We start from the raw sequence: 23,227 nt of genomic DNA on the forward strand, positions 1-23,227 counted from the left end.
CGTCAGGCCTCCGTCAGGGCCAGAGCAAGTGCGAGTTCCCGACCCGCCTTGGCGAGCAGATTCTCGACCAACTGCGAACGATACGCCTCGCCGCCGCGAACGTCGGAGATTGGCGTCACTTCCCGGCGTGCGACGCCCCCGACGGTCCGCAGGGACTCCTCGCACAGGGGCCGGCCGATCGCCGCCGCTTCGGCCTGCCGGCAGCGAAGCACGACCGGTCCGACGCCCCCGAACGCAAATCGCGCTTCGGCGATCACGTCGTCCTCGACCCGCAGCCAGACAGCCGAAGCGACCGTGCTGATGTCCATGTCGCGGCGTTTGGAGACCTTGTCGAGCCGCAGAAGCTCGCCCCGCTCGACCCGCGGCAGCGGGACGCGGACCTCGGTCAACAGCTCGTCAGGCATGAGATCGAGCTTCTTGTAGCCCAAATAGAATTGTGCGATCGGAACCGTGCGCACGCCCCGCAGGGAGGCGAGGTGCACCGTCGCCTCAAGCACGTAGAACGCCGGCAGCGAGTCGGCGATCGGCGAGGCGTTGACGAGGTTCCCCCCCACGGTCCCCATGTTGCGGATCTGCGGGCTTCCGAACCGCGTGAGGACCCGCCACAACTCGGGGAGCGGCTCGCGGACGGCGCGCTCGACCTGCCGCCAAGTCGCCCCGGCGCCGAGGATCAATTGGTCGTCTTCGACAACGACCCGGTCGAACTCCGCTACGTGAGCGAGGCAAATCACGTCGCGAAGCTGGACGCGGCCGTGGTTGCGTTGCACCCCCAGGTCGGTGCCGCCGCAGATCAGTCGCGCATCGGGTCGGTTTGCGCGTTCGGCGACGGCTTCATCGAGCGCGGCGGGGAGACTGACGCGGCAGGGGCCCTCGGGCCCCTCGAATTCAAACGCAACGCCTGTCGCAGCCAACTGAGCGAACTTGGCCACTATCGGCCGCGGGTCGTAGAGTTCTCCGATGCGTTTCACCGCAGCCGGGTCGACGGCCTGTCCGGCTTCCAAAATTTGCACGTAACCGGTGCAGCGACAAAGGTTCCCGGAGAGGCCGTAGCGCAGCTCTTCGTCGGCCAGGGGCGCGTCCGCGTCGGCGCTGACGCCGTCCCCCTCGAACAACCCGTGCAGCGTCGCCACGAAACCGGGGGTGCAGAACCCGCACTGACTGCCGTGGCAGGCGACCATCGCCTCTTGCACCGGCGACAACTCGCCGCCGGGAGAGAGCCCCTCGACCGTGACGACGTGCGTCCGGTCAAGCTGATACAGAAATGCGATGCAGGAATCGATCGCCCGATAGACGAGCCCCTCGCTTGCCGCGTCGAGCCGACCGACCAGCACGCTGCACGCCCCGCAGTCTCCTTCGGAGCAGACGACTTTCGTGGCGGTGAGGCCCTGCCGTTCGCGGAGCCATTCGGCAAGGGTCGCCGCGGCCCAGGCGTCGGCGATTTCGTGTCGCCGGCCGTTGAGAAAGAGGACAAGGCTGTCTCGCATGGCAAGCCCGGGCAATCTATGCTGGCGCGGGGCGCGCGGGCGCACCCCGTCTTGCGTGAACCTGCCGCCTCTGGGTTACTCTAACCCGGCTGGCGGCGACGGGCAACGGGATTGCCCCGTCGGCCCGTCGCGAGCCCCGTCGTCGAGATCGTCCCCGAGACCGTCGAATCGCCTCGAGGCGTCACCCCCTCGGAATTGAAGTCCTTGACCGCAGCATCTCCCCGCCCCGTTGAGCTCGCCGCCACGCGCGTCATGCAGCGCTGCGAGGAACTGGCGCTTTGCACGGAAGAGCCGGGCCGCGTCACGCGCCGGTATCTCTGTCCCGCGATTCGCGAGGTCCACGCCCTGATCGAGCGGTGGATGACCGACGCGGGGATGACGGTCCGCGTCGACGCCGCAGGAAACATCGTCGGCCGTCGCCCCGGGCCGCCCGGCGCCAAGACGCTGCTCGTCGGCTCGCACCTCGATTCGGTCCCCAATGGCGGCAAGTACGACGGCGTACTCGGCGTGGTCCTGGCGATCGAGGCAGTTGCGCATCTTGCCGATGCGTTGCTTCCGTTTCACGTCGACGTGATCGGTTTCAGCGAAGAGGAAGGCGTGCGGTTCGCGCAGCCGTACTTGGGGAGCGCCGCGGTTGCCGGCGTGTTCGACCCCGCTTGGCTCGAGCGGCGCGATGGCGCCGGCGCGACGCTTCGCCAGGCGATCACAACATATGGCCTCGATCCCGCCGAACTGCCGGCCGCAGCGTACCCGATTGACGCGGTGCTGGGGTACCTCGAACCTCACCTGGAACAGGGCCCCGTGCTCGAGGCTGCAGGTCGTTCGGTGGGGGTCGTCACCGGTATTGCGGGGCAGAGCCGGCTGCGGGTCGTCTTCCGGGGCAAGGCCGACCATGCCGGCACGACGCCGATGGACTTGCGGCACGACGCGCTGGCGGCGGCAGCCGAGTTGGTGCTCGAGACGAACCGGCTGGCCCGCGCGACCCCCGAGCTGAGAGCGACGGTCGGCTTCATCCGCGCCGAGCCAAACGCCTCGAACGTCGTCCCCGCGCGGGTCGAATTGTCGCTCGACGTGCGGCATCTCGACGACGAGGTGCGCGAGGCCGCCGTCGATGCGCTGATCGCCTGCGGCGAGCAGATCGCGCACCGCGGGCTGGTGCGATTCGAGGTCGTCGATCGTCACGGCCACGCCGCGACGCGCGTCGATCCGCGGCTGTGCGAACTGCTGCGGCAAGCCTGCTGCGAGTGCGGGTACGATCCGCCGGCCTTGCCCAGCGGCGCCGGACACGACGCGGTGGTCTTGGCAAAGCGGTTTCCAACGGCGATGCTGTTTCTGCGTCATCCCGGCGGCGTGAGCCACCATCCCGACGAACGGGCCGACGTCGCCGACGTCGCCGCGGCGATCTTGGTGCTCCGTCGTTTCATCCTCAACTTGGCCGCCGCGCCGCTCGCATGAACCAGATCGCCTTCCCCTTCGGCTCGACACGAACCCGCGTCGCCGCGGATCATGCCCTGATTGCGCCCGACGGATACGTGGTCTCGCCGATCGTTGGATGGGACGCTGCCGAAGGGGTCGTGCAGATCAGCCCAGCGATGGGCGCTGGGCCGCGGTCGCCGAGGTTCTGCCAGTACTTGGTCCACGCCAAGCCCGGGGTCAGCTCGCTCCCCCTGCCGGTCGACCTGCAGCGGTTCGTCTACGTCTTGGAGGGGGAAGTCGAAGCGGCCGGCCAGACGCTCGGCGCCGCTCACTATGCGTATTTCCCGCCGGGCTCGACCGATGTCGTCCACTGCCGCGGCGAGGGAAAACTGCTGGTGTTCGAGAAACCGTACGTCCCGCTCCCCGGCGTCGCGCCGCCCCCGCGGGTGATCGGCGCCGTCGCCGACGCCCCGTGCGAACCGTTCCTGGGCGACCCCGACGCGATGCTCGCTACGCTGTTGCCGATCGCGCCGGCGTTCGACATGGCAGTCAACGTGTTCACCTATCAGCCTGGCGCGACGTTGCCGTTCGTCGAGACCCACGTCATGGAGCACGGGTTGTACATGTCGGCAGGGCAGGGGGTTTACCGACTCGGCGAGTCGTGGCGCCCCGTGCAGAAGGGCGACGTTATCTGGATGGCCGCCTACTGCCCGCAGTGGTTCGTGGCGATGGGCAAAGAGCCGGCCCAGTACATCTACTACAAGGACATTCATCGGAGCCCGCTCGCGCCATGAATCTCCAGAGGGTGGAAGTCGACGCGGCCCGACTGATCGGCGAGTTGGAATCGCTTGCCCGGTTCAGCGCCTGTCCCGAGCCCCCGCCGGCGGTGACGCGGGTCGTCTTCACGCCGACCGATCTCGCGGCGCGGAAGTACCTGCGCGGGTTGTACGAGGCGGCGGGACTGACGGTGCGCGTCGACCCGATCGGCAACACCTTCGCCCGGTGGCAGGGAACGGACCCCGCCGCGGCCGTCGTCGGCACGGGATCTCATTGCGACGCAATCCTCCACGCCGGCATGTACGACGGCACGGTCGGCGTGCTCGGCGCCCTGGAAGCGATCCGCGCCTTGCAGGCGGCGGGCTTCCGGCCGCGGCGTTCGATTGAACTGGTGATGTTCACCTCGGAGGAGCCGACACGCTTCGGCGTCGGCTGCACGGGGAGCCGGATGATGGCGGGCCAGCTCGACGGCTCCAAGCTCGCGATGCTCCGCGACGAGGACGAGATTGACTACGACGCCGCCCGCACCACGGCGGGGTTTGGCGGCTCGCTCGATGACGCCCGTTTGCCCGCGGGGTACTACGACGCGTTCGTCGAACTGCACATCGAGCAGGGCCCCGAGCTTGAGGCCGCGGAGTTGCCGATCGGCGTCGTCACGGCGATCGCCGCTCCCGCCCAGTTTCGGATCACGATCGTCGGCGAGGGAGGCCACGCCGGCGGGATGCTGATGCCGCGCCGCAGGGACGCCCTCTGCGCAGCGGCGGAGTTGACGCTGGCGATCGAGCGGATTGCTCGCGGCAGCGCCAGCCCCGACCTCGTGGCCACCGTCGGCCGGATGCACGTCCACCCGGGGGCAGTCAACTCGATCCCGTCGCGGGTCGAGCTGACGCTCGACCTGCGCGACATTGCGCTGGCGACGCGGCAAGCGGCGCTCGCAGCGATCCGCGCCGAAGCGGACGCGATTGCGTGCCGCCGCAGCGTCAGCGTCGCTGTCGAAACCGTGAATGCCGACCCGCCGGCGACGTGCGACCCACGGATTGTCGCGGCGGTCGAGAACGCCTGCACGCAACTCGGGCACGCTTGGCAGCGGATGATCAGCCGGGCTTACCACGACTCGTTGTTCATCGCCCAGGTCGCCCCGACCGGGATGATCTTCATCCCCTGCCGCGGCGGCGTTTCGCATCGGCCGGACGAGTTCAGCACGCCGGAGCAAATCGCCGCGGGAGCGGCGACGCTCGCGCTGACCCTCGCCGAACTGGCGAGCTGACCGGTGGACGCGGCTTCGTCCCCCGACAGGAGCCGCACGGCGCTCGCCGCGGGTGCGACGGATGAACCCGGAGGCCCGCGGCCCATGCCATGCCTTGGGACAGAGCACTATGTGCGTGTCACCGTCCCCGTGATCCAGCCGAACGGTTCGTCGGTCGCCACGAACACTTCGTTTTCGTTCGGTCGATCGCCGGGAACCAGCCGGGCGAGCAGGTGGTGCTTGTTGGGCATCGTGAGCGTGATCGCCGCGACTGCCTCGCACGCGTCGAGCGCCGCTTGGCCCATAAGCATCAACGTCTCTTGGACGCTCTTGCTGTAATGATCGATGAACCGTTTGAGGAGCGCCAGGCGCACGGCCTCCCGTGCTTGGGCGTAGTCAACGGCCGCCTCGGGGGCGTAGTCCCAACGGGCGGTCAACTCGGTCGCAAAGATCCGATCGGCCGTGTCGGGGAGCGTCCGGTATTCGTCGCGGTGGAAGTTTTCGAACCCCGTCTCGGTCGTCTTGGCGATCACCAGCCCCTCGATCCCCGCCGAGACGCGCACCGGTTCGCCCCGCCGAGTCGTGACGACCGCGGTCGGGGTCTCGCCGTCGCTCCCCGAGAACGCGTGGGGACAGTCGAGCAGCCGATGCCAACGATGCTCAAGGAGGGTCGCCTTAGCCTGCGACACGTGGGCGTATTTCTTGATGAAGTGGGACGCCAGCGCCGTCCCGAACGATTCGATCGAGTCGAACGGGTCGTCCTTGGCGACTGCGTAGACGGTGTTCTTGCACGTGTCGGTGGCGACGACCTGCGTGTTGTCCCCCGCGGTGTACGCCGCGGCGAAATCCCCTTCCAGTTCGACGTCGACCGCGGCTTCGATGAACTCGTGCCGTTCCGTGTTCGGAGGCCCTTGGCGGGGGCGCTTGATCTTGCTCACTCGGACGCGGTGCTTGCCATAGGAGTTGTAGGTGAGTCGTACGCTCATTCAGTCCAACCTTCGCTCGGGATCGCTATGGGAAGAAGCCGCCCGCGGGTAAGATAGCACACCTCGCGGCGAGGCTGTAGCGCTGGGGCCGACGCTTCGCCCGTTGAGCGAATTCGCACATCCGCGCACTTTGACGACGCCACGCCGCACCATGAACGACGATTCGGATGACGACGCCCGCGATGACGACCAACTCGGCGAAGCGTACGAATACGATGACGGGGACGAAGTCGCAGCAGGCGAAGAGGACGAGTTGGTTCTGAGCAGTTCGCGCGTCGTCTTGCCCGACGGCGAACGCCCCGCGACGATCGTCGTCCGCGACGGCGTCATCGCGGCGATCGAGCCGTACGGCCCCAAGCGGGGGATCGACTTCGGCAGTCGCGCGCTGCTGCCGGGGCTTGTCGATCCTCACGTCCATCTCAACGAACCGGGGCGGACCGAGTGGGAAGGATTCGCCTCCGGCACGGCCGCGGCCGCCGCCGGGGGGGTGACCACGGTCGTCGACATGCCGCTGAATTCCTCGCCCGTGACGACGACCGTCGCGGCTCTGGCGGTCAAACGGTCTGCGTCCGCGGGGCAGTTGTTCGTCGACGTGGCGTTCCACGCGGGGCTCGTCCCCGGCAACATCGGCGAGATCCTTCCGCTCCTCGACGCGGGAGTCCGCGGCGTGAAGGCGTTCTTGTGCCACAGCGGGATCGACGAGTTCCCCGCGGCGACGCGCGCTGAACTTGAGGCCGCGATGCCGCTGCTCGCCGAGCGCGGCGTGCCGCTGCTCGCCCATGCCGAGATCGCGACGCCGCAGCCGCCGCTCGCCGATCCGCGACGCTATGCGGACTACCTCGCCTCCCGGCCGCCGGAGTTCGAACGCAGGGCGATCGAGCTGTTGGTCGACCTGTGCCGCAAGACGGGCTGCCGGACGCACGTCGTGCATCTTGCCGACGCCGACTGCCTGCCGTTGTTGGCCGACGCGAAGCGCGAAGGGCTGCCGCTGACCGTCGAGACGAGTCCGCATTATCTCTGCTTCGCGGCAGAGGAGATTGCCGACGGGGCGACGGAGTTCAAGTGTGCCCCTCCGATTCGCTCTGCCGACAATCGCGAGCGGCTGTGGCAGGGCCTGCGCGACGGCGTGATCGATCTCGTGGCGAGCGATCACTCTCCCTGTCCGCCGACGATGAAGGCGCGCGACTCGGGGCGGTTCGACGAGGCGTGGGGAGGGATCAGCTCGTTGCAACTGGGGTTGCCGATTATGGCGACCGAAGCGACACGCCGCGGGTTCGCGCTGGGCGACGTCGTTCGCTGGATGAGCGAGGCGCCAGGGCGATTGGCCGGCGTCGCGACGGGGCTCCGCGTCGGCGCCCCCGCCAACATCGTCGTCTTCGCCGCGGATCGGCAGTGGGACGTCGACGGGGCCGCGCTCGAACACCGTCATCCGCTCACTCCCTACCACGGCCGGCGACTCCACGGGGTTGTGCAGAACACGTTCCTCCGCGGCACGCTGACCGGCATTCCCCGAGGACGCTGCGTATGAGTCCCGAGTCCGTCGCCGCTCTCAACGCCGCCGACCCCGCCGCGGTCGCCGAGGAGTTTCGCAAGTGCTGCGGCGCCGAGGCGTGGATCCGCGCGATGACTGCTCGCCGCCCGTTTGCCGGTGCGGCGACAATCCACGCCGCCGCGGACGAGTGTTTCGACCAGTTGGCCGACGCCGATTGGTTGGAAGCGTTCGCGTGCCACCCCAAGATCGGCGACATGAGCTCGCTGCGGATGAAGTTCGCCGGCAACGACCGCTGGAGCCGAGGCGAACAAGCCGGCGTCGACGCGGCGAGCGAGGATGTGATCCAAGCCCTGGCCGCGGGGAACGAGGCGTACTTGGCGCGGTTCGGCTATATATTCATCGTCTGCGCCACGGGGAAGAACGCCGCCGAGATGCTCGCGATCCTCGAGGGGCGACTCCAGAACGACCCGAACGACGAACTCCCGATCGCCGCGGCCGAACAACGGAAGATTACGCACCTGCGATTGGATAAACTTGGCTCCAGCCCCAGATGAGCCGCATCGCCTCGGCCTACGTAGCCTGTGACCTCTGCCTCTGCCCCCGCCTCTCCCTCAGCCATGATCACGATCACGACGCACGTTCTCGATACGTCCTTGGGAAAGCCTGCCGCCGGGGTGCTCGTGGCACTGCAGGCGGTCGAGCCGACCGGCGTCCGCACGCTGTCGGCCGCGACGACCGACGCCGATGGTCGCGTGAAGCTGTGGCCCGGGCTGGACGACGGCGTCGCTCCGGGCTCGTTGCGGCTTGTCTTCGCGACGGGCGACTATTTCATCGCGACTGGCCGCGAGGCGTTCTTCCCGGCGGTGACGATCGATTTCCACCCCGCCGCCGACGATCAGCATTACCACGTGCCGCTCTTGTTGTCGCCGTTCGGGTATTCGACTTACCGCGGGAGCTGAAGCCCCCGGGAGTGCGAGGCTCGCGGGTCGTCAAGCAAGAACAGGGGGCTTTCGCCCCCTGTTCGCTCATTCAAGTTTTCGCGACGGTTTGCAGCGGCCTACGGCACTTGGTCGACGAACATCCAGCCGTTGTCAGCTACGCTGAACAGCGGTTGGTAGGGGCTGCCGCAGTTGGCCTTGGCTCGGGCGCCCCAGTGCCAGAAGACGTTGATGCCGATGTTCCACGATTCTTCCCGCGAGCCGTTCACGCCGGCGTTCTTGTCGGTGATGAGGTAATTGAACCCCGACTGGACGCTCCAACGTCCGGAGCAAGGGTACCAGAACTCGGCCCCGAAGATCCCTTCGCTGTCGTTGGTGCCGCCGCCCCAGATGCGGAAGTTGCCGCCGTGGTTGTAGGTCCAGCGGAGGAACCCGACGTACTGGTCGACGGTCTGGTAAGTGATGGCGCCGACCGTGGCCGTGTCGAGGTGCGTGGCGCCCATGAAGCCGATCTCTCGGCCGCGGGGGCTCTTCAGGCTGATCTCGTAGCGGACCTGCTGCAAGCTGGCGTCGGCGATGAAATCGTCGTTCATGTAGTCCCACACGGCGCCGAACTGCAGGCCGCTGTGAACGCGACGGAACAAACCGGCGGTGACGAACTGTTGCGAGCGATCGGACGTGCTGCCGCTGGAGCTTCCGGAGAGTTGGCTCTGCACGCCCTGGTAGCCCAACTGGTAGCTGATCCCCGGGAAGAGGTGGTGGATGATCGGCGCCTTGCCGGCGATGTTGATCCCTTGCTGGAAGCCGAAGTTGCCGTCGCCGGCGCCGCCGAAGGCGGGAGCGTCGCGGGGACCCTTGAAGCCGTGCACGCCGCCCCAGACTCGCAGCTCCTTGAGCCGCGGCAGGCAGACCGGGAAGCACCAGTAATCGGGCCCCTCGACGCAACTGCCGCACCCGACGTCGCAGCCGCAGTCGGGTTCGGCGATGCCGCAACCGGGTTCGTAAATTCCGCACCCCGGTTCCACGATGCCGCAGCCGGGTTCCATGATCCCGCAACTCGGCTCGGTGCAGCCGCAGGCCGGCTCCATGATGCCGCAACCGGGCTCGACGATGCCGCAACCGGGTTCCATGATCCCGCAGCTAGGTTCGCCGCAGCCGCAGGTCGGCTCCATGACGCCGCACCCGGGTTCGGCGAACGCGCACCCAGGGTCGAGCATGCTGCGACGACGGAGGAAGGTCGCCTGCTGCACTTGGCTGGACTGCGGAGCGCTGGCGGCGAATCGGCCTTGGTTCGTGCCGATCGCCTGCAGATCGCGATGCATGGCGACCCGCTGAGTCGGCGCCGGATCGCTGACATACGAGGGGCGCGGGGCCTGCCGAACGGCGGAGCGATCCGCGACCGGTTCGATGTTCACGGCCGTCCGCACGGCTGGGGCGGTCTGTTGCTGAGGCGCGTCATTGAATGCAGCCCGGACGACGGCGTCGTTCGCGGCGGTCTTAGCCGGGGCGGGGGCCTTGGCGGTCCGCAGCGGGTTGACCCCCGCGGCTGGACGCTGCGTCGTCGACGGGCGCTGGGATGACGCCGTCGTCGAGGCCTTGGCCGCAGGCTTCGTCGGTTCGACGGGCTCGGCCTGCTCGGTCTCGGCGGCCGAGACGCTGCGGAACTGCACGCCCGCAGTCGAGGCGGTCGCCGTGCGTTGCGGTTTCTGGAAGTGGACGTGCTGGGCGCCCGTCTCATGGGCCGGCGTCGACGACCCGACGCCAAGCGTCAGGGCGAGAGCCGCCGCGGTCACGAGGCCGAATCGCGCGAGTTCGACACGGATGCGTCGCATAGTTTGTCCCACGGGGGAGAGCCGTCGAGGCTCGACCGCCGCCTTGGTGCTCGACGCTGGCGATCTTCGCGATTTGGCCCGGCTTTTCTACGGCCTGCGGCTGCGTCGCGAATGCTCGCTGCGTCTGGTAGCCCCCCCGGGAACCAACACGTTAGTGGTGGTATCGGAGCCCCCCAGGGCCGCACTTGCGGAAAAATCCGCGCAACCGGCAAATTTTAACGACGGCGCCAGCAGTGCCGGCTTGGGCCGGATCATGATCGCGGGTCGGAATGATGCCGTTGCTTCGAAATCCCGTTGCGCTCGTCGTATCGTCGTGGCTCAACGCGCGTTGATGCGACTGCAACCGCGTTTCCTGTTCCCACGCGGGAGCGGGCGCAAGGAGGACGTCGGCCCGCCTGTGGATTGCCTTGTCCGAGTTCCGGTTTCCGCATTTTTCCTGCGGAGGCGCCCGTCGCGCCACGCTGCAAATTCAACGGGGCGGACTGTCTAGCAACTTTTGCGCCATCAGCCCGCGCACTGCGAATTCCAGGGAAACGCCGGTCGCCTCGGCCCGCGAATTCCCAAAATCCTGGCCGATCGCGGCGAAACGCGCAACGACTCTCGCGCCGACCGGGCCGGCGCAAAGCGTCCCTTCGGGCAAAGTCGATGTTGCCTCGTCCGAAAGTTGTGCTGATACTTGAAATGTACGCGATGCAGGCGACTCTCCGGCCGCGGTCGGTTCCTTGGCGAGCGGGCCACGGGGGCGAGTTGCTGCGGCGTCACGGGCGAACTCGTTCGCCCCCCGTCCCGCGCCCGAGCGACGCCCCCGCTCTTTGCCAACTTCGCAGCGGTTCGTGCCATCCCCGGCTCGGACTTTGTCGGCGACTCTTTCGCTGGGAACAGAATCGGTTCCCGCGTCTCTCCCGCGACCGCCTCTGTGCGGCGGTCTCGCTTAGCCAAGTTTCCTTGCCCGATCATGGCAACGGAGCACGGTCGATTGTCGTCGAACTGCTGCGAACGCGATGAAGTCCGGCGGCGTGGAACGCGGCGCGAACCGTCCCGCCTGAATCCCGCCGTTCGAGTCAGAGAGCAACCCCCTCGCTTGCGCGAGGTCCCCGCCGTGAGGAACAAAGGACATGGCCCGCGGAATTGATATCGTCAGCCTCGTTTCCGATCGCCAGGACCGCGACCAGTTTCGTCGCAAGAACTGGGTCGGCACGTTCGAGCAATACCTCGACATCGTCGCCGGCAACCCGCAGGTGACGCGCACCGCGTACCAACGGCTGTACGACATGATCTTGTCGTACGGAGTCGAGGTCGAGGAGAAGGGACGCGAGAAGCGCTACCGTTACAGGTTCTTCGAGGATCCCGACAACGAGGGGCGCGACGCAGTGTTCGGGCTGCGCGGGCCGCTGCACAACTTGGTCAACGCGCTGAAGAGCGCCGCTCACGAGTACGGGATTGAAAAGCGGGTGCTGCTCTTGCACGGCCCCGTGGGGAGCAGCAAGAGCACGATCGTGCGGCTCCTGAAGCAGGGGCTGCAGCGGTACAGCGCCACCGACGAGGGCGCCCTGTACACCCTCGGCTGGGTCGACGAGCAGGACCCCGAGGAGGTCCACTGGTGCCCGATGAACGAGGAGCCGCTGCACCTCATCCCCGCGCGGTTCCGCCCCGACGTCGAGGCCCAGCTCAACGCGGGCCGCGGCGAGGACGACGTCAAGGTTCGCATCCGCGGCGATCTCGATCCGTTCTGCCGGTTCATGTACCAGAACCGGCTCAAAAAGTACGACGGCGACTGGACTCGGGTGGTCCAGGACGTGCGAATCAAGCGCGTCATCCTCAGCGAGCAGGACCGCGTGGGGATCGGCACGTTCCAGCCCAAGGACGAGAAGAACCAGGATGCGACCGAGCTGACCGGCGACATCAACTACCGCAAGATCGCGGTTTACGGCAGCGAGAGCGACCCTCGGGCGTTCAACTTCGACGGCGAGTTCAACATCGCCAACCGGGGCATTATCGAGTTCGTCGAGGTGCTCAAACTCGACGTGGCGTTCTTGTACGACCTCTTGGGGGCGAGCCAGGAGCATCGCATCAAGCCGAAGAAGTTCGCCCAGACCGACATCGACGAGGTGATCCTAGGCCACACGAACGAGCCGGAATACAAACGGCTGCAGAACAACGAGTTCATGGAGGCCCTGCGCGATCGGACGGTGAAGATCGACATCCCGTACGTGACGACGCTGGCGGACGAAATCCAGATCTACGAGAAGGACTACAACCCGCGCACGGTGCCGAAGCACATCGCCCCGCACACGATCGAAATGGCCGCGATGTGGGCGGTTCTCACGCGGCTAGAGGAGCCGAAGCACGCCGGACTGTCGCGGCTGCAGAAGCTGAAGCTCTACAACGGCAAGACCTTGCCCGGGTTCACTCGGGACAACATCAACGAACTCCGCGACGAAGCGCACAACGAAGGACTCATCGGCATCTCGCCGCGGTACGTGCAGGACAAGATCTCTAACGCGCTCGTGAACCATCCCGAGAGCTCGTCGATCAACCCCTTCATGGTCCTTAACGAACTCGAAACGGGCCTCAAGCATCACAGTCTCATCAACAGCGAGGAGACCAAGGGCGAGTACCGCGAACTGCTTTCGGTGGTGAAGGAGGAGTACGCCAACATCGTGAAGAACGAGGTGCAACGCGCAATCGCCGCCGACGAGGCCGCCCTCGCCCGGCTGTGCGGCAATTACATCGACAATATCAAGGCCTATACGCAGCGCGAGAAGGTCAAGAACCCCTACACCGGCCAGTACGACGAGCCGGACGAGCGGCTCATGCGCTCGGTCGAAGAAAAAATCGACATCCCCGAGAGCCGCAAGGACGATTTCCGCCGGGAAATTATGAATTACATCGGCGCCCTGGCGATCGACGGCAAGCGGTTCGATTACAAGACCAACGAACGCTTGCACAAGGCGCTGGAGTTGAAGCTGTTCGAAGACCAGAAGGACTCAATCAAGCTCACGAGCCTCGTCTCGAACGTCGTCGACGCCGAGACGCAGCAGAAGATCGACGTGGTGAAAGGCCGCCTCATCCGCGACTACGGCTACGACGAAGAGAGCGCGACCGACGTTTTGAACTACGTGGCGAGCATCTTCGCCCGAGGCGATGCCAAGGAGAAGTAGACTTCAGCCCCGGGCTCTGCCCGGGGGTTAGAAGCGGTCCCTGAAAGTAGACCCCCCGGGCAGAGCCCGGGGCTGAATGTTGTCAACTTACGATTGAGCATGGAAATCAACCGCGACAACCGCCGGTTTAAGCAAATCGTCCGGGGACGGATTCGGGAGAATCTGCGCAAGTACATCACCCACGGCGAGATGATCGGCCGGAAGGGGCGCGACTTGGTGAGCATCCCGGTGCCGCAGCTTGACGTGCCGAAGTTTCGGTTCGGCAAGAACGGCTCCGGCGGGGTGGGGCAGGGGGACGGCAAAGTCGGCGATCCGATCGGACAACCGGGCGACGGCGACGGCGGACAAGGAGGCGCCGGCAGCGAGCCGGGGTCGGGCCACCTGTTGGAAGTCGACGTTTCGCTCGACGAGTTGGCCGAAATGCTGGGCGATGAATTGGAACTTCCCCGCATTCAGCCCAAGGGCGCCGCGAACATCGAAGCCGAGAAGTCGAAGTACAACAGCATCCGCCAGACGGGGCCCGAGTCGCTCCGCCATCGTCGCCGGACCTACTTGCGGGCCCTGCGGAGGCAGATCAGCACCGGGTCGTACGAGATTGACGATCCCCGGGTCGTGCCGATTCGGGCCGACCACCAGTATCGCTCGTGGAACGACGTTCCCGCGCCGCAAGTGAACGCCGCGGCGATCTACCTGATGGACGTCTCGGGGTCGATGACCGACGAGCAGAAACAGATTGTCCGCACCGAGGCGTTCTGGATCGACGCTTGGCTCGCCAAGCAGTATCAGGGAGTCGAGCGGCGGTACGTCATCCACGACGCGGTGGCCAAGGAGGTCGACGAGCACACCTTCTACCACACTCGCGAGAGCGGAGGCACGCGGATTTCCAGCGCGTACAAAGAGGCGGCCGAGTTGATCGACCGGGCTTTCCCCGTCGATCAGTGGAACATTTACTGCTTCCAGTTTTCGGACGGCGACAACTGGGGGGACGACAACCGCCGAGCGTTCGAGCTCTTGCGCGAGCGGATCCTGCCGGCGGTCAATATGTTCTGCTACGGCCAAGTCGAGAGCCCTTACGGCAGCGGCGACTTCATCGACGCCCTGACGAAGGAGTTTGGCGACCACGAGAAGATCATCACCTCGGAAATCGCCGATCGCGACGCGATCTACGAGTCGATTCGGACGTTTCTCGGCAAAGGCAAATAGATTATCGGCTTACCTCTTTCGCCGCAGAGGTCACAGGGGACACAGTGCAATGCAAATGATCAATGAACAAATTCCAATGACCAATGGAGAGAACTGCTTTCTGCATCGCTTGGTCATTGACGCTTGGTCATTGACGCTTGGTCATTGACGCTTGGTCATTGACGCTTGGTCAATCCCTCCGTGTCTCTCTGTCCTCCGGGGTGAAGTAACTTCTCGATCCAGCCGCCATGCCTGCCTCCCTCGGCAATCTGACGCCCGAACTCGCCGCGTTGCAGGTGGAGATCGAGGAGTATGCGCGCTCGCACGGGCTGGATTTCTTCCCGACGATCTTCGAGCTGATCGACGCCGACGAGTTGAACTCCATCGCGGCCCGGGGGGGGTTCCCCACGCGGTATCCCCACTGGCGGTTCGGCATGGAGTACGAGCAGCTCCAAAAGAGCTACAGCTACGGTCTCTCGAAAATCTACGAGATGGTCATCAACAACAACCCGTGCTACGCCTATCTGATGCGGTCGAACGACCTGATCGACCAGAAGCTGGTGATGGCTCACGTCTACGGGCATTGCGACTTTTTCAAGAACAACGCCTGCTTCGCCCCCACCGATCGCAAGATGATGGACACGATGGCGAACCACGGCACGCGGGTCAGCCGGTATGTGGACGAAATCGGCGTGGAGCCGGTCGAGCAGTTCATCGACGCTTGCTTAAGTCTTGAGGATTTGATCGATATTCACTCCCCCTTTATTCAGCGGCGCGAGCGGCAGGACCGATACAACTTTCAGGAGGACCGCCGCGAAGACGAGCGAACCGGCGCTCCGCGGTTCCGGTCCAAGGACTACATGGACTCGTTCATCAACCCGCGCTCCGTCGTCGGGGGGATCGACGATCGCCTGCAGGAGTCCTCCGACGAGCCGCCGCAGTTTCCTAAACAGCCCGAGCGCGACGTGCTGTTGTTCCTGCTGGAGCATGCTCCGCTCTCGGCTTGGCAGGCCGACGTGTTGTCGATCATTCGCGACGAGGCGTATTACTTTGCACCCCAGGCTCAAACCAAGATCATGAACGAGGGTTGGGCCAGCTACTGGCACTCGACGATCATGCTCCGCCAGGGCCTCGATCCCTCCGAAGTCGTCCACTACTGCGACCACCACAGCGGCACGCTGGCCAGCAGCCCGACGCAGCTCAATCCGTACAAGCTGGGGATCGAGCTGTTTCGCGACATCGAGGATCGCTGGAACCGGGGCGCTTTCGGCCGCGAGTACGACGAGTGCGACGACCACGAATTGCGCCGTCGCTGGGACCGTCAAGCCGGGCTGGGCCGCGACAAGATCTTCGAAGTTCGCCGGATTCACAATGATCTGACGTTCATCGACGAGTTTCTCACGCTCGATTTCGTCCGCGAGCAGCGGCTGTTCCAGTTTGGCTACAACGCCGACGCCGAGAGCTACGAAATCGAAAGCCGCGAGTTCCCCAAGGTCAAGCGGCAGCTCTTGGAGATGCTGACCAACCGCGGCCGGCCGATCATCGAGGTCGTCGACGGCAACCACAAGAACCGCGGCGAGATGTATCTCAAGCACCAGTACTCCGGGGTCGAGGTCAAGCTCGACGAGGCGGCCGACACCCTGGAAAGTCTGCAAAAATTGTGGAAACGCCCCGTCCACCTGGAAACAATAGTAGAGGGGCGCGTCACGGTTCTCTCCTACGACGGCTGCGACCACGCCCTGGAAACGCAAGGGGACTACGACGTCGGCGATGACGACGACGAGGACCGCACATGACCCTTTCCGCTCGACTCCGCTCGGAACTCTCCGCAACGGTCGGTCAGACCGGCCGCACGGTTCGCCTCGTCGATGGCCGGCGGACGCTCCGGTGCGAGGTCGAACGCTGCGATCCGCTGGCTGTGACCGCGGTCGAACTTCTGCTGGAGACTCCCGAACTCGCCTCGGCGTCGCTGTTCCAGTTGCAGGCCGCCAGTGCGGCGCTGGCCCAACGGGTCAATTACCTGCTCGAACCGATCGCCCCGATCGAAACCGACGCGCAGGGGTGCCACGTCCAGATGCGCTCGAACCCGCCGCAGCGCGACGACAACGGCCGGCGATACTACGAACTGCTCCTCCGCCGGGGAGGGGCGATCGAGCTCTGCCGCTACGAAAAACAACCCGGTCAACCCCGCACCCGCGTCCCCGCGGTGCTCACTCACGAGGTCGTCTGCCGGCTGGTCGCCGACTTCGTCGCTACAGTGGAATCGATTTGACGCGACTTCCCTTGTCCATCGACCTGACGCCCCAGCTCAAGGCAGGCGACGTACCGCTTGCACGTCCTGGACGTTGGGACTTGATCGACGGACGTTCTCTCGTGCCGCATCTGCGGCGTTTTCTCTTTGCGGGCGCGTCCCTCCGGCCGGCCCCGCGCCCCTGACCCTGAAAGGACGATTCTGATACCATGCGAACTGAGTTCTTGCTGCTCCGCCTGTTCTTCCAGCATCTCGCTCGCCATGAATCGTCCTACCGCCGGCCCGGCCGTCCCGATCACCCGCATCCCCGCCGACGGGGCCTGGCATTGTTCGCACCTGTACTACAGTTGGAACCGTGCCCGGCTTGCGACGCTCTCCCCCAGCGAGATCGCCTCGGGCCGAGCCGCGGTCATCGCTGCACTCGATCCCAGTGCTGAGGGACAGCCCCTGCGGCTGCAGACCTCGATCGTCAGCGGGCACAAGGCCGACTTCGGCCTGATGCTGATGGATCCCGACCCGCTCGTCGTCGACCGCGTTCACCAGCGGCTGATGGCGGGCCCCCTGGGGCCGGCGCTCGTGCCCGGCTACTCGTTCGTCTCGATCACGGAGATCAGCGAGTACGTCATGACCCCCGAGCAGTTCGGCGAGCGGCTCGTCGCCGAGGGGGAGGACCCGGCCGGCGAAACCTACGCGATGAAGGTCCAGGCGTACGCCGATCGGTTGGTCGGCATGAATCGCCAGCGGCTCACCCCCGACTTTCCCGCGTACACGAACACGTGCTTCTACCCCATGAACAAAATTCGCGACCCGCATGCGAACTGGTTCACGCTCCCCAAGGCCGAGCGGATGCGGATGATGAGCGAACATGCCCGCAGCGGCATCGCGTTCGCCGGCAAGGTGTCGCAACTGATCACGGTGGGGGTCGGCCTGGACGACTGGGAATGGGGAGTCACGCTATGGGCCGCCAACCCGCAATATCTCAAAGAGATCGTTTACCAGATGCGGTTCGACGAAGCGAGCGCGAAATACGCCCAGTTCGGTCCGTTTCTCACGAGTTACGTTTGCTCCCCAGAGGAGATGCTGGAGCATTGCCGCGTCGGCGGGCAGGCTTAGGCTGCGTCGCCGACGCAGCGGCGCTCCGCCAGTCGGAGCAATCGAGCGCGGCGAGAGGCGGGTTCCCGGCGGACCTGGGATCCGTCCTGCCGGCATGCATGTAGTATGACTCACGACGAACCATCGCGCTCGCCCGGTCGGCTCGCCCTGTCGCTGTTGGGGTTGGCGGGGATGATTGCTTGTTTGGTCGGGGCCGGCGGCGCGTGGTTCGGCAAGGCGCAATTGCAGCGGGCCGTCGATGGCATGGGGGCGCGCGTCGACGAGTCGCTGGGTCGGGTCGAGGGCCGGGTCGAGCGGATTCGGAAGTTGGCGGACGAGGCGAAGCTCGACCTGCAGGACCTTGAACAGCGACTCGCCGACTGGTCGCGGCGAGAAGCCGGCGACCGGGTCGCGGAGCGGCTCGACTTGGCCGAGCGAAGCGCGCGACTTGCCGACGGCGCGCGGCAGCAACAGTCGCTCCTGGCCGGGTGTCGCGACGCGCTGTTGTTGGTACACCAGTCGTTGGAACTGGGCGCCCGATTCGGTCTGGCGGTCGACGCCGACGTGGTCGACGAACTGCTCGACCGGCTGGCGAAACTGGATGAGCGCCTAGAGGACGCGGTCGCGTCTGCGACGTCGCTGGGGGCGCGATTCGGCGACGAGGGACCCGACGTGCTCGACGAAGATCGACTGCGGCAAGCCGGCACGATCGCCGCGAAGTTGCTGGCGACCAGCGGGGCGGTCGACGAGGGATTGGCCGCGTTCAGCGAGCGGCTCGACCGCTGCCGTGAAGCCGTCGCCGGCTTGAGCGGGCAGGTCAATCGGCGGCTGACGGCCGCGGCGGTTGCCGCGACGCTGCTGTTGGCATGGATGGCCGCGGGGCAGTTCTCGCTGTGGCGGCGGGCCTGAGCGAGTCGAACAGCGAGGTTCGTTACGACCATCGGCGACGAACGCCGCCTGCGAATCCCGCCGCCAACAGCGCGAGCGTCGCCGGTTCGGGGACGGCGGTCGCCGCCGCCGAGGCCGCCAGACCGGAGTGGTTGCGTTGCCACAGCAGAAAGTCGCCTCCTGCCGCGCCGCTTGTGCCGAAGTTCGCTTGCCAGACGGCCAAGTCGCCCCCGTCGACGCGCAGGTCGCCGTTGAAGTCGCCGGGCGGGGGGAGGAGGCTGCCGTCGGGATTGTAACTGAGCGCGTCGAGAAACAGCGTCACGTCGCCGGAGCCGGTAAAGCGGATCGAGTCGATCGTCACGGCGCTGCCGGTGATCGCCCCGTTGCCGCCGCCGGCGTAGTTGTTCCACTGGGCGGCGTCTTGAAACGCCCACTCGTACAGGCGCCACTCGCCGTCGGCGATCACCGGGCGGAGCACGCCCCCCTCGATCGCCGAGGGAGTCGCCGGCGTGGGATCGTCGATCAGGATTTGCACCGAGACGCCGGGATCGGTCGTCTTGAGCCAGAACCCCACGGATCCGGTCGCCTCCAGCGGCAGGTTCGTCGCCGGGTTGGCGGGGATGAACGGCGGCGCGCCGATCCCCGACACCATCCGCAACGCCCATGAGCCGCCGCCGGTCTTGATCGAGTACTGCTGCGAGCCGGTCCCCTCGTACGCTTCGCTCGATGTCAACTCGACGGTGGTCGCGGGGAGGATGTTCACGTTCGAGCCCGAGTAGGTCGGCGCGAACCCCAGATACCCCTCGGTGCTGTTGAAGTCGGACAGCATCAGCCGACCCGTCGGCAAGCCTCCCAGCGGCCCGTTGCCGTGCAACAGTTGCTCAAGCTGTGCTCTCGTGCCGTTGAACAGGTCGCCGTCCACGGCGCCGACGATCCCCGGCACGGACCAGTCGTCGGTCCACTGCCAAAACGTCCAGTCGTCCCATACGTTCAGATCGGCGGGGACCGGCGGATTGGCCGTGCCGCTGGCCTTCCACCATGCGAGCCACAAGTCGTGCTGGCTGGCGACGGCGGGGGTGTAGTAGTTGTTCGAGACCCAGAGGCTGTTGTAAATCAGCGGTCGCACGCCGAGCGAAGCGTGGATCGTGTCAGAGAAGATCTGCACCCAGTTCGAGGTGAACGCGCGAGCCTCGGCGGTCGAACCGAACGTGGGGAAGCCCTCGACGTCGGCGACCGGCGGCAGCAGCATGCCGGCGTCGTAGTACGGCTTGATGACGCTCAGAAAGTGGTTCGCCTCGTTGACCGGGTCAAGCGGATTGCCCGTGTCGGTCTCGAGCCGGCAGAAGTGGTAAGGCCCGACGAGCACCCCCGCGGCGGTCGCCTGGCGCATATTGGCCAGGAACAGCGGATCGACGTAGGCCTCGCCGCGAGTGGCGCGGACGAAGGCGAACTCCACTCCATTGGCCAGCACCGTCGGCCAATCGACCGTGTCCTGGAACAGCGAGACGTCGACCCCCTGGACGAACGGCTGAGCGGCCGCCCGCGACGGTCCGTAGGCAGCGATCGCGGCGAGGGGACCGGCCGCGAGCAGGAGTAGTCGGGCGAGGGAGCGGATGCGGCAAGACATGGGACGGGCGAGCCTGCAAGCGGTGCGGGTCGGCAGGGAAGTCCGAGTGAGCAAAAAGCAGGACGAAGCGGCCTCGCCCTGCCGATTCATTGTGACCTACGGGGACGAACGACGCGAGCGACAGGTCGGGAAAACGAGAACCTGTCTCCAGAAGCCAGTTGAAGAAGGAACTGGCTCGCGGATCAAAACCAAGAACGCCCAAGAAATAGCTTCCGAGAGCCTGCCTGTCCCCATGTTCAACATAAGGGAAATGTGGGTTCACGGCGGTGGGAGATTTACCCCACGACGACGTCTTCGTCAGGATAGCTCCACGTGATTTGCTGCGGTTTGAACAGCGACATCCCCATCACCACCGGTCCGACGCGCCCCAGGAACATCAGCGCGATGATCACCCCCTTGCCCGGCGCGGTCAAGTCGCCGGTGATGCCGCGACTGAGGCCGACCGTGCCGAGCGCCGAGGCGCACTCGAACATTTGGTCGGGCCAAGAGGAGGAATCGAAAAGCGACAGGAGGTAGATCCCCGTGGCGAGGACGAACAGATAGAATGTGGCGCTGGCGGTCGCGGCGCGTAACCGTGATTCAGGGATGGCCCGCCGGGCGAACGTGGTGCTCTCGCGTCGCCGGGCGACGCTCGCCATTTGGGCCCACAGGATGCTAATCGTGGTCGTTTTCAATCCGCCCCCCGTGCCGGAGGGGGACGCTCCGATGATCATGATCACCGTCAGCAACACCAGCGAACTGGCTCCTATGCTTCCGATCGGCAGAGTATTGAAACCGACCGTCGTGCTCGCGGTCATAACCTGAAAGCAGGCCGTCAGCCAGCGCTCGCCGAGCGGCAACTCGCGGATCGACGGTTCGTCGAAGAAAAACAGGATCGACCCCGCCACGCCGATCCACAGCGTACTCCACAGGATGATCTTGCTAGTCAGGGTGATCCGGCGCGCGCGGTTCGTCGCCGCGTGGTAGAAATCGTGCAGCACGATAAACCCAATGGCGCCAAGATAGCTCAGCACCGCGACGACGAAATTGAGCCACATGTTCCCGCGAAGATCCTCGAAGCTGTTGTTGAACAGCGAGAATCCGGCCGTGCAGAAAGCGCTGATGCTGTGAAACACGGCTTGCCAGAATGGCCGCGGCGATTCGGCCAAGGCGAACACGGGATACAAGGCCGCGGCGCCGACCAGCTCGATGACCGCCGTGAACACGACGATCATCTTGAGATACCGGCGAAGAATGTACGGTTGGGGAGGGCCGAGAGCCGATTCGGAGACCTTCTTTCGCGCGTGCGACAAGTCGCCGGTGGCCGACAACATGATGAACGAAGTGATCGTCAAATATCCAAGCCCGCCGAATTGAATCAGCAACAGTATGACCGCCTCGCCAAGCCCGCTGTACGTGTCGGCGGTGCCGACGGTCGCCAGCCCGGTCGTCGACACGGCCGAAGCGGCGGTGAAGAGGTGGTCGAGGATCGATCCATCGGAGCTCTCGCGACATACGGGCAGGCACAACAGCAGCCAACCCACAAGGATGTACAAGGCGTACCCCTTGACGATCGTTCGCAGCGGGTCGAGGGCGGGGCGATGACGGACGGGATGTCGCAAGTGCGTCCCGAACGAAAAGAGGCTCATGGCAGACTCCCGGCATGCTCGCCCCGGTCCGCGACGCAGGTCGCAGGGACGGGGCTCCCAAATCGCGGGAGAGGGAGCCGTGCAAGTTGCACGGCGCGACGACTCCCTTCCAACTGCTTACGGGGTTAGCTGTCGGGCTAGGCCTTGGAAGTGGCCCGGCCGGCGGTCGCCCGTCGGCCTGCGCCCCGTCTTCGCTTCGGACGAAGAGGGCGGGTCCCCCGCGTCGCCGGATGGATGGGCGGCGACCTCAGCGGTGCAAGAACGTCTTCTATCGTCAGGAACTGGGCCGTGGCTGTCAATCGGGACCTGGAATCGGCCGGGCGCTGGCGACCGGGGGCCTGTCCGCGATTCGCTTTGCGCTCGGGCGTGAGCGCAATTATGATAAATCTCTCTCCTGCAGTTGGTCGGATCAGTCTGTGCCGGAAAACAAGGCAGGCGCCTGGATGAGTCGCAATCACCCCGACCACGTTCATCGATCGAGCCGAGGTCGATTCGCAACGCTGCTGCTGCTGGGGCTGCTGCTGGCGGGGTTGGCCTTGTTGTTCGCCGGGTTGCTGGCGAGCAAGGAACTTGGCGCCGCGATCATTCTGCTGGTGGTGCTCGGAACGCCCGGGGCGCTGTTTGCGTGCATGGGGTTTGCCTATCTCAAGCTGCGCGTCGAACTGAACGACGACGCGGTTGCGCTGACGTTGCCGCGGGCCGGAAGAACGCCGCTTTTCCCGTGGCAGGTTATGCGGACAGTCGTTCCGTACGGGGCGGTCCGCGCGATTGACGTCAAGTCGCGGGCCAACCCCTATGCGCCGCAGGGGCTCGAGCGGCTCGTCTTCGTGCGGCTCGAGCAGGGGGATCGCTACTTCAACTCGATCTGGTTCCCCCGGTTCGACGATCTGCTGGCGGAGTTCGTTGCGCGGACCGGGGCCGCGGTCGGCGAGGAGAATCTCGACGCACCGCCGGCGCCGCTGCCTGACGGATCGATCCCGCCGCTGGCGACGAGCGAAAAGCTCGCCCGCGGCTGCGGCTGGACGTTGGTTACCGTCTCGGCGGCGCTGATGGCGCTCACGGGCATCGCCTTGGCGTTCGGCAAGCCGGACGATCGCCCGGCGTTGATCAAGGCGCTGTTGTTTCTCACGCTCGGCTACCCGGCGGCCGGTTTCCTGCTGCGCTACCGCCGTCCCAGGTGACACGACGGCGTTTGCACGAACCGCGCGAAACGGTGGCGAGTGACTG

At 65.9% G+C, this 23,227-nt stretch carries 18 protein-coding genes; 13 read left to right on the forward strand and 5 right to left on the reverse strand.

All coding sequences use genetic code 11. The features are described 5' to 3' along the window. Positions 1-2 precede the first annotated feature (2 nt). Positions 3-1,484: an FAD binding domain-containing protein gene (locus KF688_06355; protein ID MBX3425284.1), complete on the reverse strand. Its 1,482-nt coding sequence runs from the start codon at positions 1,482-1,484 to the stop codon at positions 3-5. A 204-nt stretch (positions 1,485-1,688) separates the two neighbouring features. Here KF688_06355 and KF688_06360 point away from each other — a divergent pair, with 204 nt between their 5' ends. Genes KF688_06360 through KF688_06370 form a run of 3 tightly spaced genes read left to right on the forward strand, consistent with a single transcriptional unit; the run spans position 1,689 to position 4,944 of the window. After that, positions 1,689-2,939 (forward strand): allantoate amidohydrolase, encoded by a 1,251-nt coding sequence (locus KF688_06360; protein MBX3425285.1) that lies wholly within the window; start codon positions 1,689-1,691, stop codon positions 2,937-2,939. Next, a complete protein-coding gene (locus tag KF688_06365) occupies positions 2,936-3,694 on the forward strand; it encodes a (S)-ureidoglycine aminohydrolase (GenBank protein MBX3425286.1) in 759 nt (252 codons plus the stop codon). Before KF688_06360 ends, KF688_06365 begins: the two co-directional genes overlap by 4 nt. Then, positions 3,691-4,944 carry a M20 family metallo-hydrolase gene (locus tag KF688_06370; protein MBX3425287.1) on the forward strand — a complete coding sequence of 418 codons (1,254 nt, stop codon included), beginning with the start codon at positions 3,691-3,693 and terminating at the stop codon, positions 4,942-4,944. The genes KF688_06365 and KF688_06370 overlap by 4 nt, the downstream gene beginning before the upstream one ends. 107 nt (positions 4,945-5,051) lie before the next feature. On the opposite strand, the gene pucL is transcribed toward KF688_06370, so the two are convergent. Then, positions 5,052-5,909 carry a urate oxidase gene (pucL, locus tag KF688_06375; GenBank protein MBX3425288.1) on the reverse strand — a complete coding sequence of 286 codons (858 nt, stop codon included), beginning with the start codon at positions 5,907-5,909 and terminating at the stop codon, positions 5,052-5,054. Positions 5,910-6,060: 151 nt separating this feature from the next. Between pucL and allB the strand changes: the two genes are divergently transcribed. The 3 genes from allB (at position 6,061) to uraH (ending at position 8,360) form a co-directional block, all read left to right on the forward strand. Further along, positions 6,061-7,437, forward strand: a complete 1,377-nt coding sequence (allB, locus tag KF688_06380) for an allantoinase AllB (protein MBX3425289.1) — start codon at positions 6,061-6,063, stop codon at positions 7,435-7,437. Next, the gene (gene uraD, locus KF688_06385) at positions 7,434-7,955 is read left to right on the forward strand and encodes a 2-oxo-4-hydroxy-4-carboxy-5-ureidoimidazoline decarboxylase (protein MBX3425290.1); all 522 of its coding nucleotides are present in this window, start codon (positions 7,434-7,436) and stop codon (positions 7,953-7,955) included. The genes allB and uraD overlap by 4 nt, the downstream gene beginning before the upstream one ends. A gap of 63 nt (positions 7,956-8,018) precedes the next feature. Continuing rightward, positions 8,019-8,360: a hydroxyisourate hydrolase gene (gene uraH / locus KF688_06390; GenBank protein MBX3425291.1), complete on the forward strand. Its 342-nt coding sequence runs from the start codon at positions 8,019-8,021 to the stop codon at positions 8,358-8,360. Positions 8,361-8,458: 98 nt separating this feature from the next. Here uraH and KF688_06395 read toward each other — a convergent pair whose 3' ends face one another. Then, on the reverse strand, positions 8,459-10,171 hold the full coding sequence (locus KF688_06395) for a hypothetical protein (GenBank protein MBX3425292.1): 1,713 nt from the start codon (positions 10,169-10,171) through the stop codon (positions 8,459-8,461). A 1,115-nt stretch (positions 10,172-11,286) separates the two neighbouring features. On the opposite strand from KF688_06395, the gene KF688_06400 reads away from it, so the two are divergent. The 6 genes from KF688_06400 to KF688_06425 all read left to right on the forward strand — a co-directional run bounded on the left by KF688_06400 (position 11,287) and on the right by KF688_06425 (position 18,766). Continuing rightward, positions 11,287-13,332: a serine protein kinase gene (locus tag KF688_06400; protein MBX3425293.1), complete on the forward strand. Its 2,046-nt coding sequence runs from the start codon at positions 11,287-11,289 to the stop codon at positions 13,330-13,332. Positions 13,333-13,431: 99 nt separating this feature from the next. Then, complete coding sequence (locus KF688_06405) at positions 13,432-14,535, forward strand: DUF444 family protein (protein ID MBX3425294.1); 1,104 nt, start codon at positions 13,432-13,434, stop codon at positions 14,533-14,535. 227 nt (positions 14,536-14,762) lie between these two features. After that, the gene (locus KF688_06410) at positions 14,763-16,310 is read left to right on the forward strand and encodes a SpoVR family protein (protein ID MBX3425295.1); all 1,548 of its coding nucleotides are present in this window, start codon (positions 14,763-14,765) and stop codon (positions 16,308-16,310) included. Then, entirely contained in the window at positions 16,307-16,786 is a 480-nt protein-coding gene (locus tag KF688_06415; GenBank protein ID MBX3425296.1) for a hypothetical protein, read from the forward strand. Before KF688_06410 ends, KF688_06415 begins: the two co-directional genes overlap by 4 nt. Before the next feature lie 240 nt (positions 16,787-17,026). Further along, positions 17,027-17,878 (forward strand): heme-dependent peroxidase, encoded by an 852-nt coding sequence (locus tag KF688_06420; GenBank protein ID MBX3425297.1) that lies wholly within the window; start codon positions 17,027-17,029, stop codon positions 17,876-17,878. 105 nt (positions 17,879-17,983) lie between these two features. Next, positions 17,984-18,766, forward strand: coding sequence for a hypothetical protein (locus KF688_06425; protein MBX3425298.1), 783 nt, complete (start codon positions 17,984-17,986; stop codon positions 18,764-18,766). Between the two features lie 22 nt (positions 18,767-18,788). On the opposite strand, the gene KF688_06430 is transcribed toward KF688_06425, so the two are convergent. Both KF688_06430 and KF688_06435 read right to left on the reverse strand, forming a co-directional pair. Further along, entirely contained in the window at positions 18,789-20,372 is a 1,584-nt protein-coding gene (locus KF688_06430; GenBank protein MBX3425299.1) for a PEP-CTERM sorting domain-containing protein, read from the reverse strand. Positions 20,373-20,647: 275 nt separating this feature from the next. Further along, a complete protein-coding gene (locus KF688_06435) occupies positions 20,648-22,000 on the reverse strand; it encodes a hypothetical protein (protein MBX3425300.1) in 1,353 nt (450 codons plus the stop codon). A 443-nt stretch (positions 22,001-22,443) separates the two neighbouring features. Between KF688_06435 and KF688_06440 the strand changes: the two genes are divergently transcribed. Next, positions 22,444-23,181: a hypothetical protein gene (locus tag KF688_06440; GenBank protein MBX3425301.1), complete on the forward strand. Its 738-nt coding sequence runs from the start codon at positions 22,444-22,446 to the stop codon at positions 23,179-23,181. The last annotated feature ends 46 nt before the right edge of the window (positions 23,182-23,227 follow it).

Source organism: Pirellulales bacterium (genome assembly GCA_019636345.1).
Classification (GTDB): Bacteria; Planctomycetota; Planctomycetia; order Pirellulales; family Lacipirellulaceae.

Excerpts from the sequence above, each read along its gene's own strand:
- KF688_06425 (MBX3425298.1), top strand. The coding sequence starts at position 17,984 with ATGACTCACGACGAACCATCGCGCTCGCCCGGTCGGCTCGCCCTGTCG.
- KF688_06435 (MBX3425300.1), bottom strand. The coding sequence starts at position 22,000 with ATGAGCCTCTTTTCGTTCGGGACGCACTTGCGACATCCCGTCCGTCAT.
- KF688_06395 (MBX3425292.1), bottom strand. The coding sequence starts at position 10,171 with ATGCGACGCATCCGTGTCGAACTCGCGCGATTCGGCCTCGTGACCGCG.
- KF688_06410 (MBX3425295.1), top strand. The coding sequence starts at position 14,763 with ATGCCTGCCTCCCTCGGCAATCTGACGCCCGAACTCGCCGCGTTGCAG.
- uraH (MBX3425291.1), top strand. The coding sequence starts at position 8,019 with ATGATCACGATCACGACGCACGTTCTCGATACGTCCTTGGGAAAGCCT.
- KF688_06430 (MBX3425299.1), bottom strand. The coding sequence starts at position 20,372 with ATGTCTTGCCGCATCCGCTCCCTCGCCCGACTACTCCTGCTCGCGGCC.
- KF688_06415 (MBX3425296.1), top strand. The coding sequence starts at position 16,307 with ATGACCCTTTCCGCTCGACTCCGCTCGGAACTCTCCGCAACGGTCGGT.
- allB (MBX3425289.1), top strand. The coding sequence starts at position 6,061 with ATGAACGACGATTCGGATGACGACGCCCGCGATGACGACCAACTCGGC.
- KF688_06365 (MBX3425286.1), top strand. The coding sequence starts at position 2,936 with ATGAACCAGATCGCCTTCCCCTTCGGCTCGACACGAACCCGCGTCGCC.
- KF688_06400 (MBX3425293.1), top strand. The coding sequence starts at position 11,287 with ATGGCCCGCGGAATTGATATCGTCAGCCTCGTTTCCGATCGCCAGGAC.
- KF688_06420 (MBX3425297.1), top strand. The coding sequence starts at position 17,027 with ATGAATCGTCCTACCGCCGGCCCGGCCGTCCCGATCACCCGCATCCCC.
- KF688_06355 (MBX3425284.1), bottom strand. The coding sequence starts at position 1,484 with ATGCGAGACAGCCTTGTCCTCTTTCTCAACGGCCGGCGACACGAAATC.
- KF688_06440 (MBX3425301.1), top strand. The coding sequence starts at position 22,444 with ATGAGTCGCAATCACCCCGACCACGTTCATCGATCGAGCCGAGGTCGA.
- KF688_06370 (MBX3425287.1), top strand. The coding sequence starts at position 3,691 with ATGAATCTCCAGAGGGTGGAAGTCGACGCGGCCCGACTGATCGGCGAG.
- uraD (MBX3425290.1), top strand. The coding sequence starts at position 7,434 with ATGAGTCCCGAGTCCGTCGCCGCTCTCAACGCCGCCGACCCCGCCGCG.
- KF688_06405 (MBX3425294.1), top strand. The coding sequence starts at position 13,432 with ATGGAAATCAACCGCGACAACCGCCGGTTTAAGCAAATCGTCCGGGGA.
- pucL (MBX3425288.1), bottom strand. The coding sequence starts at position 5,909 with ATGAGCGTACGACTCACCTACAACTCCTATGGCAAGCACCGCGTCCGA.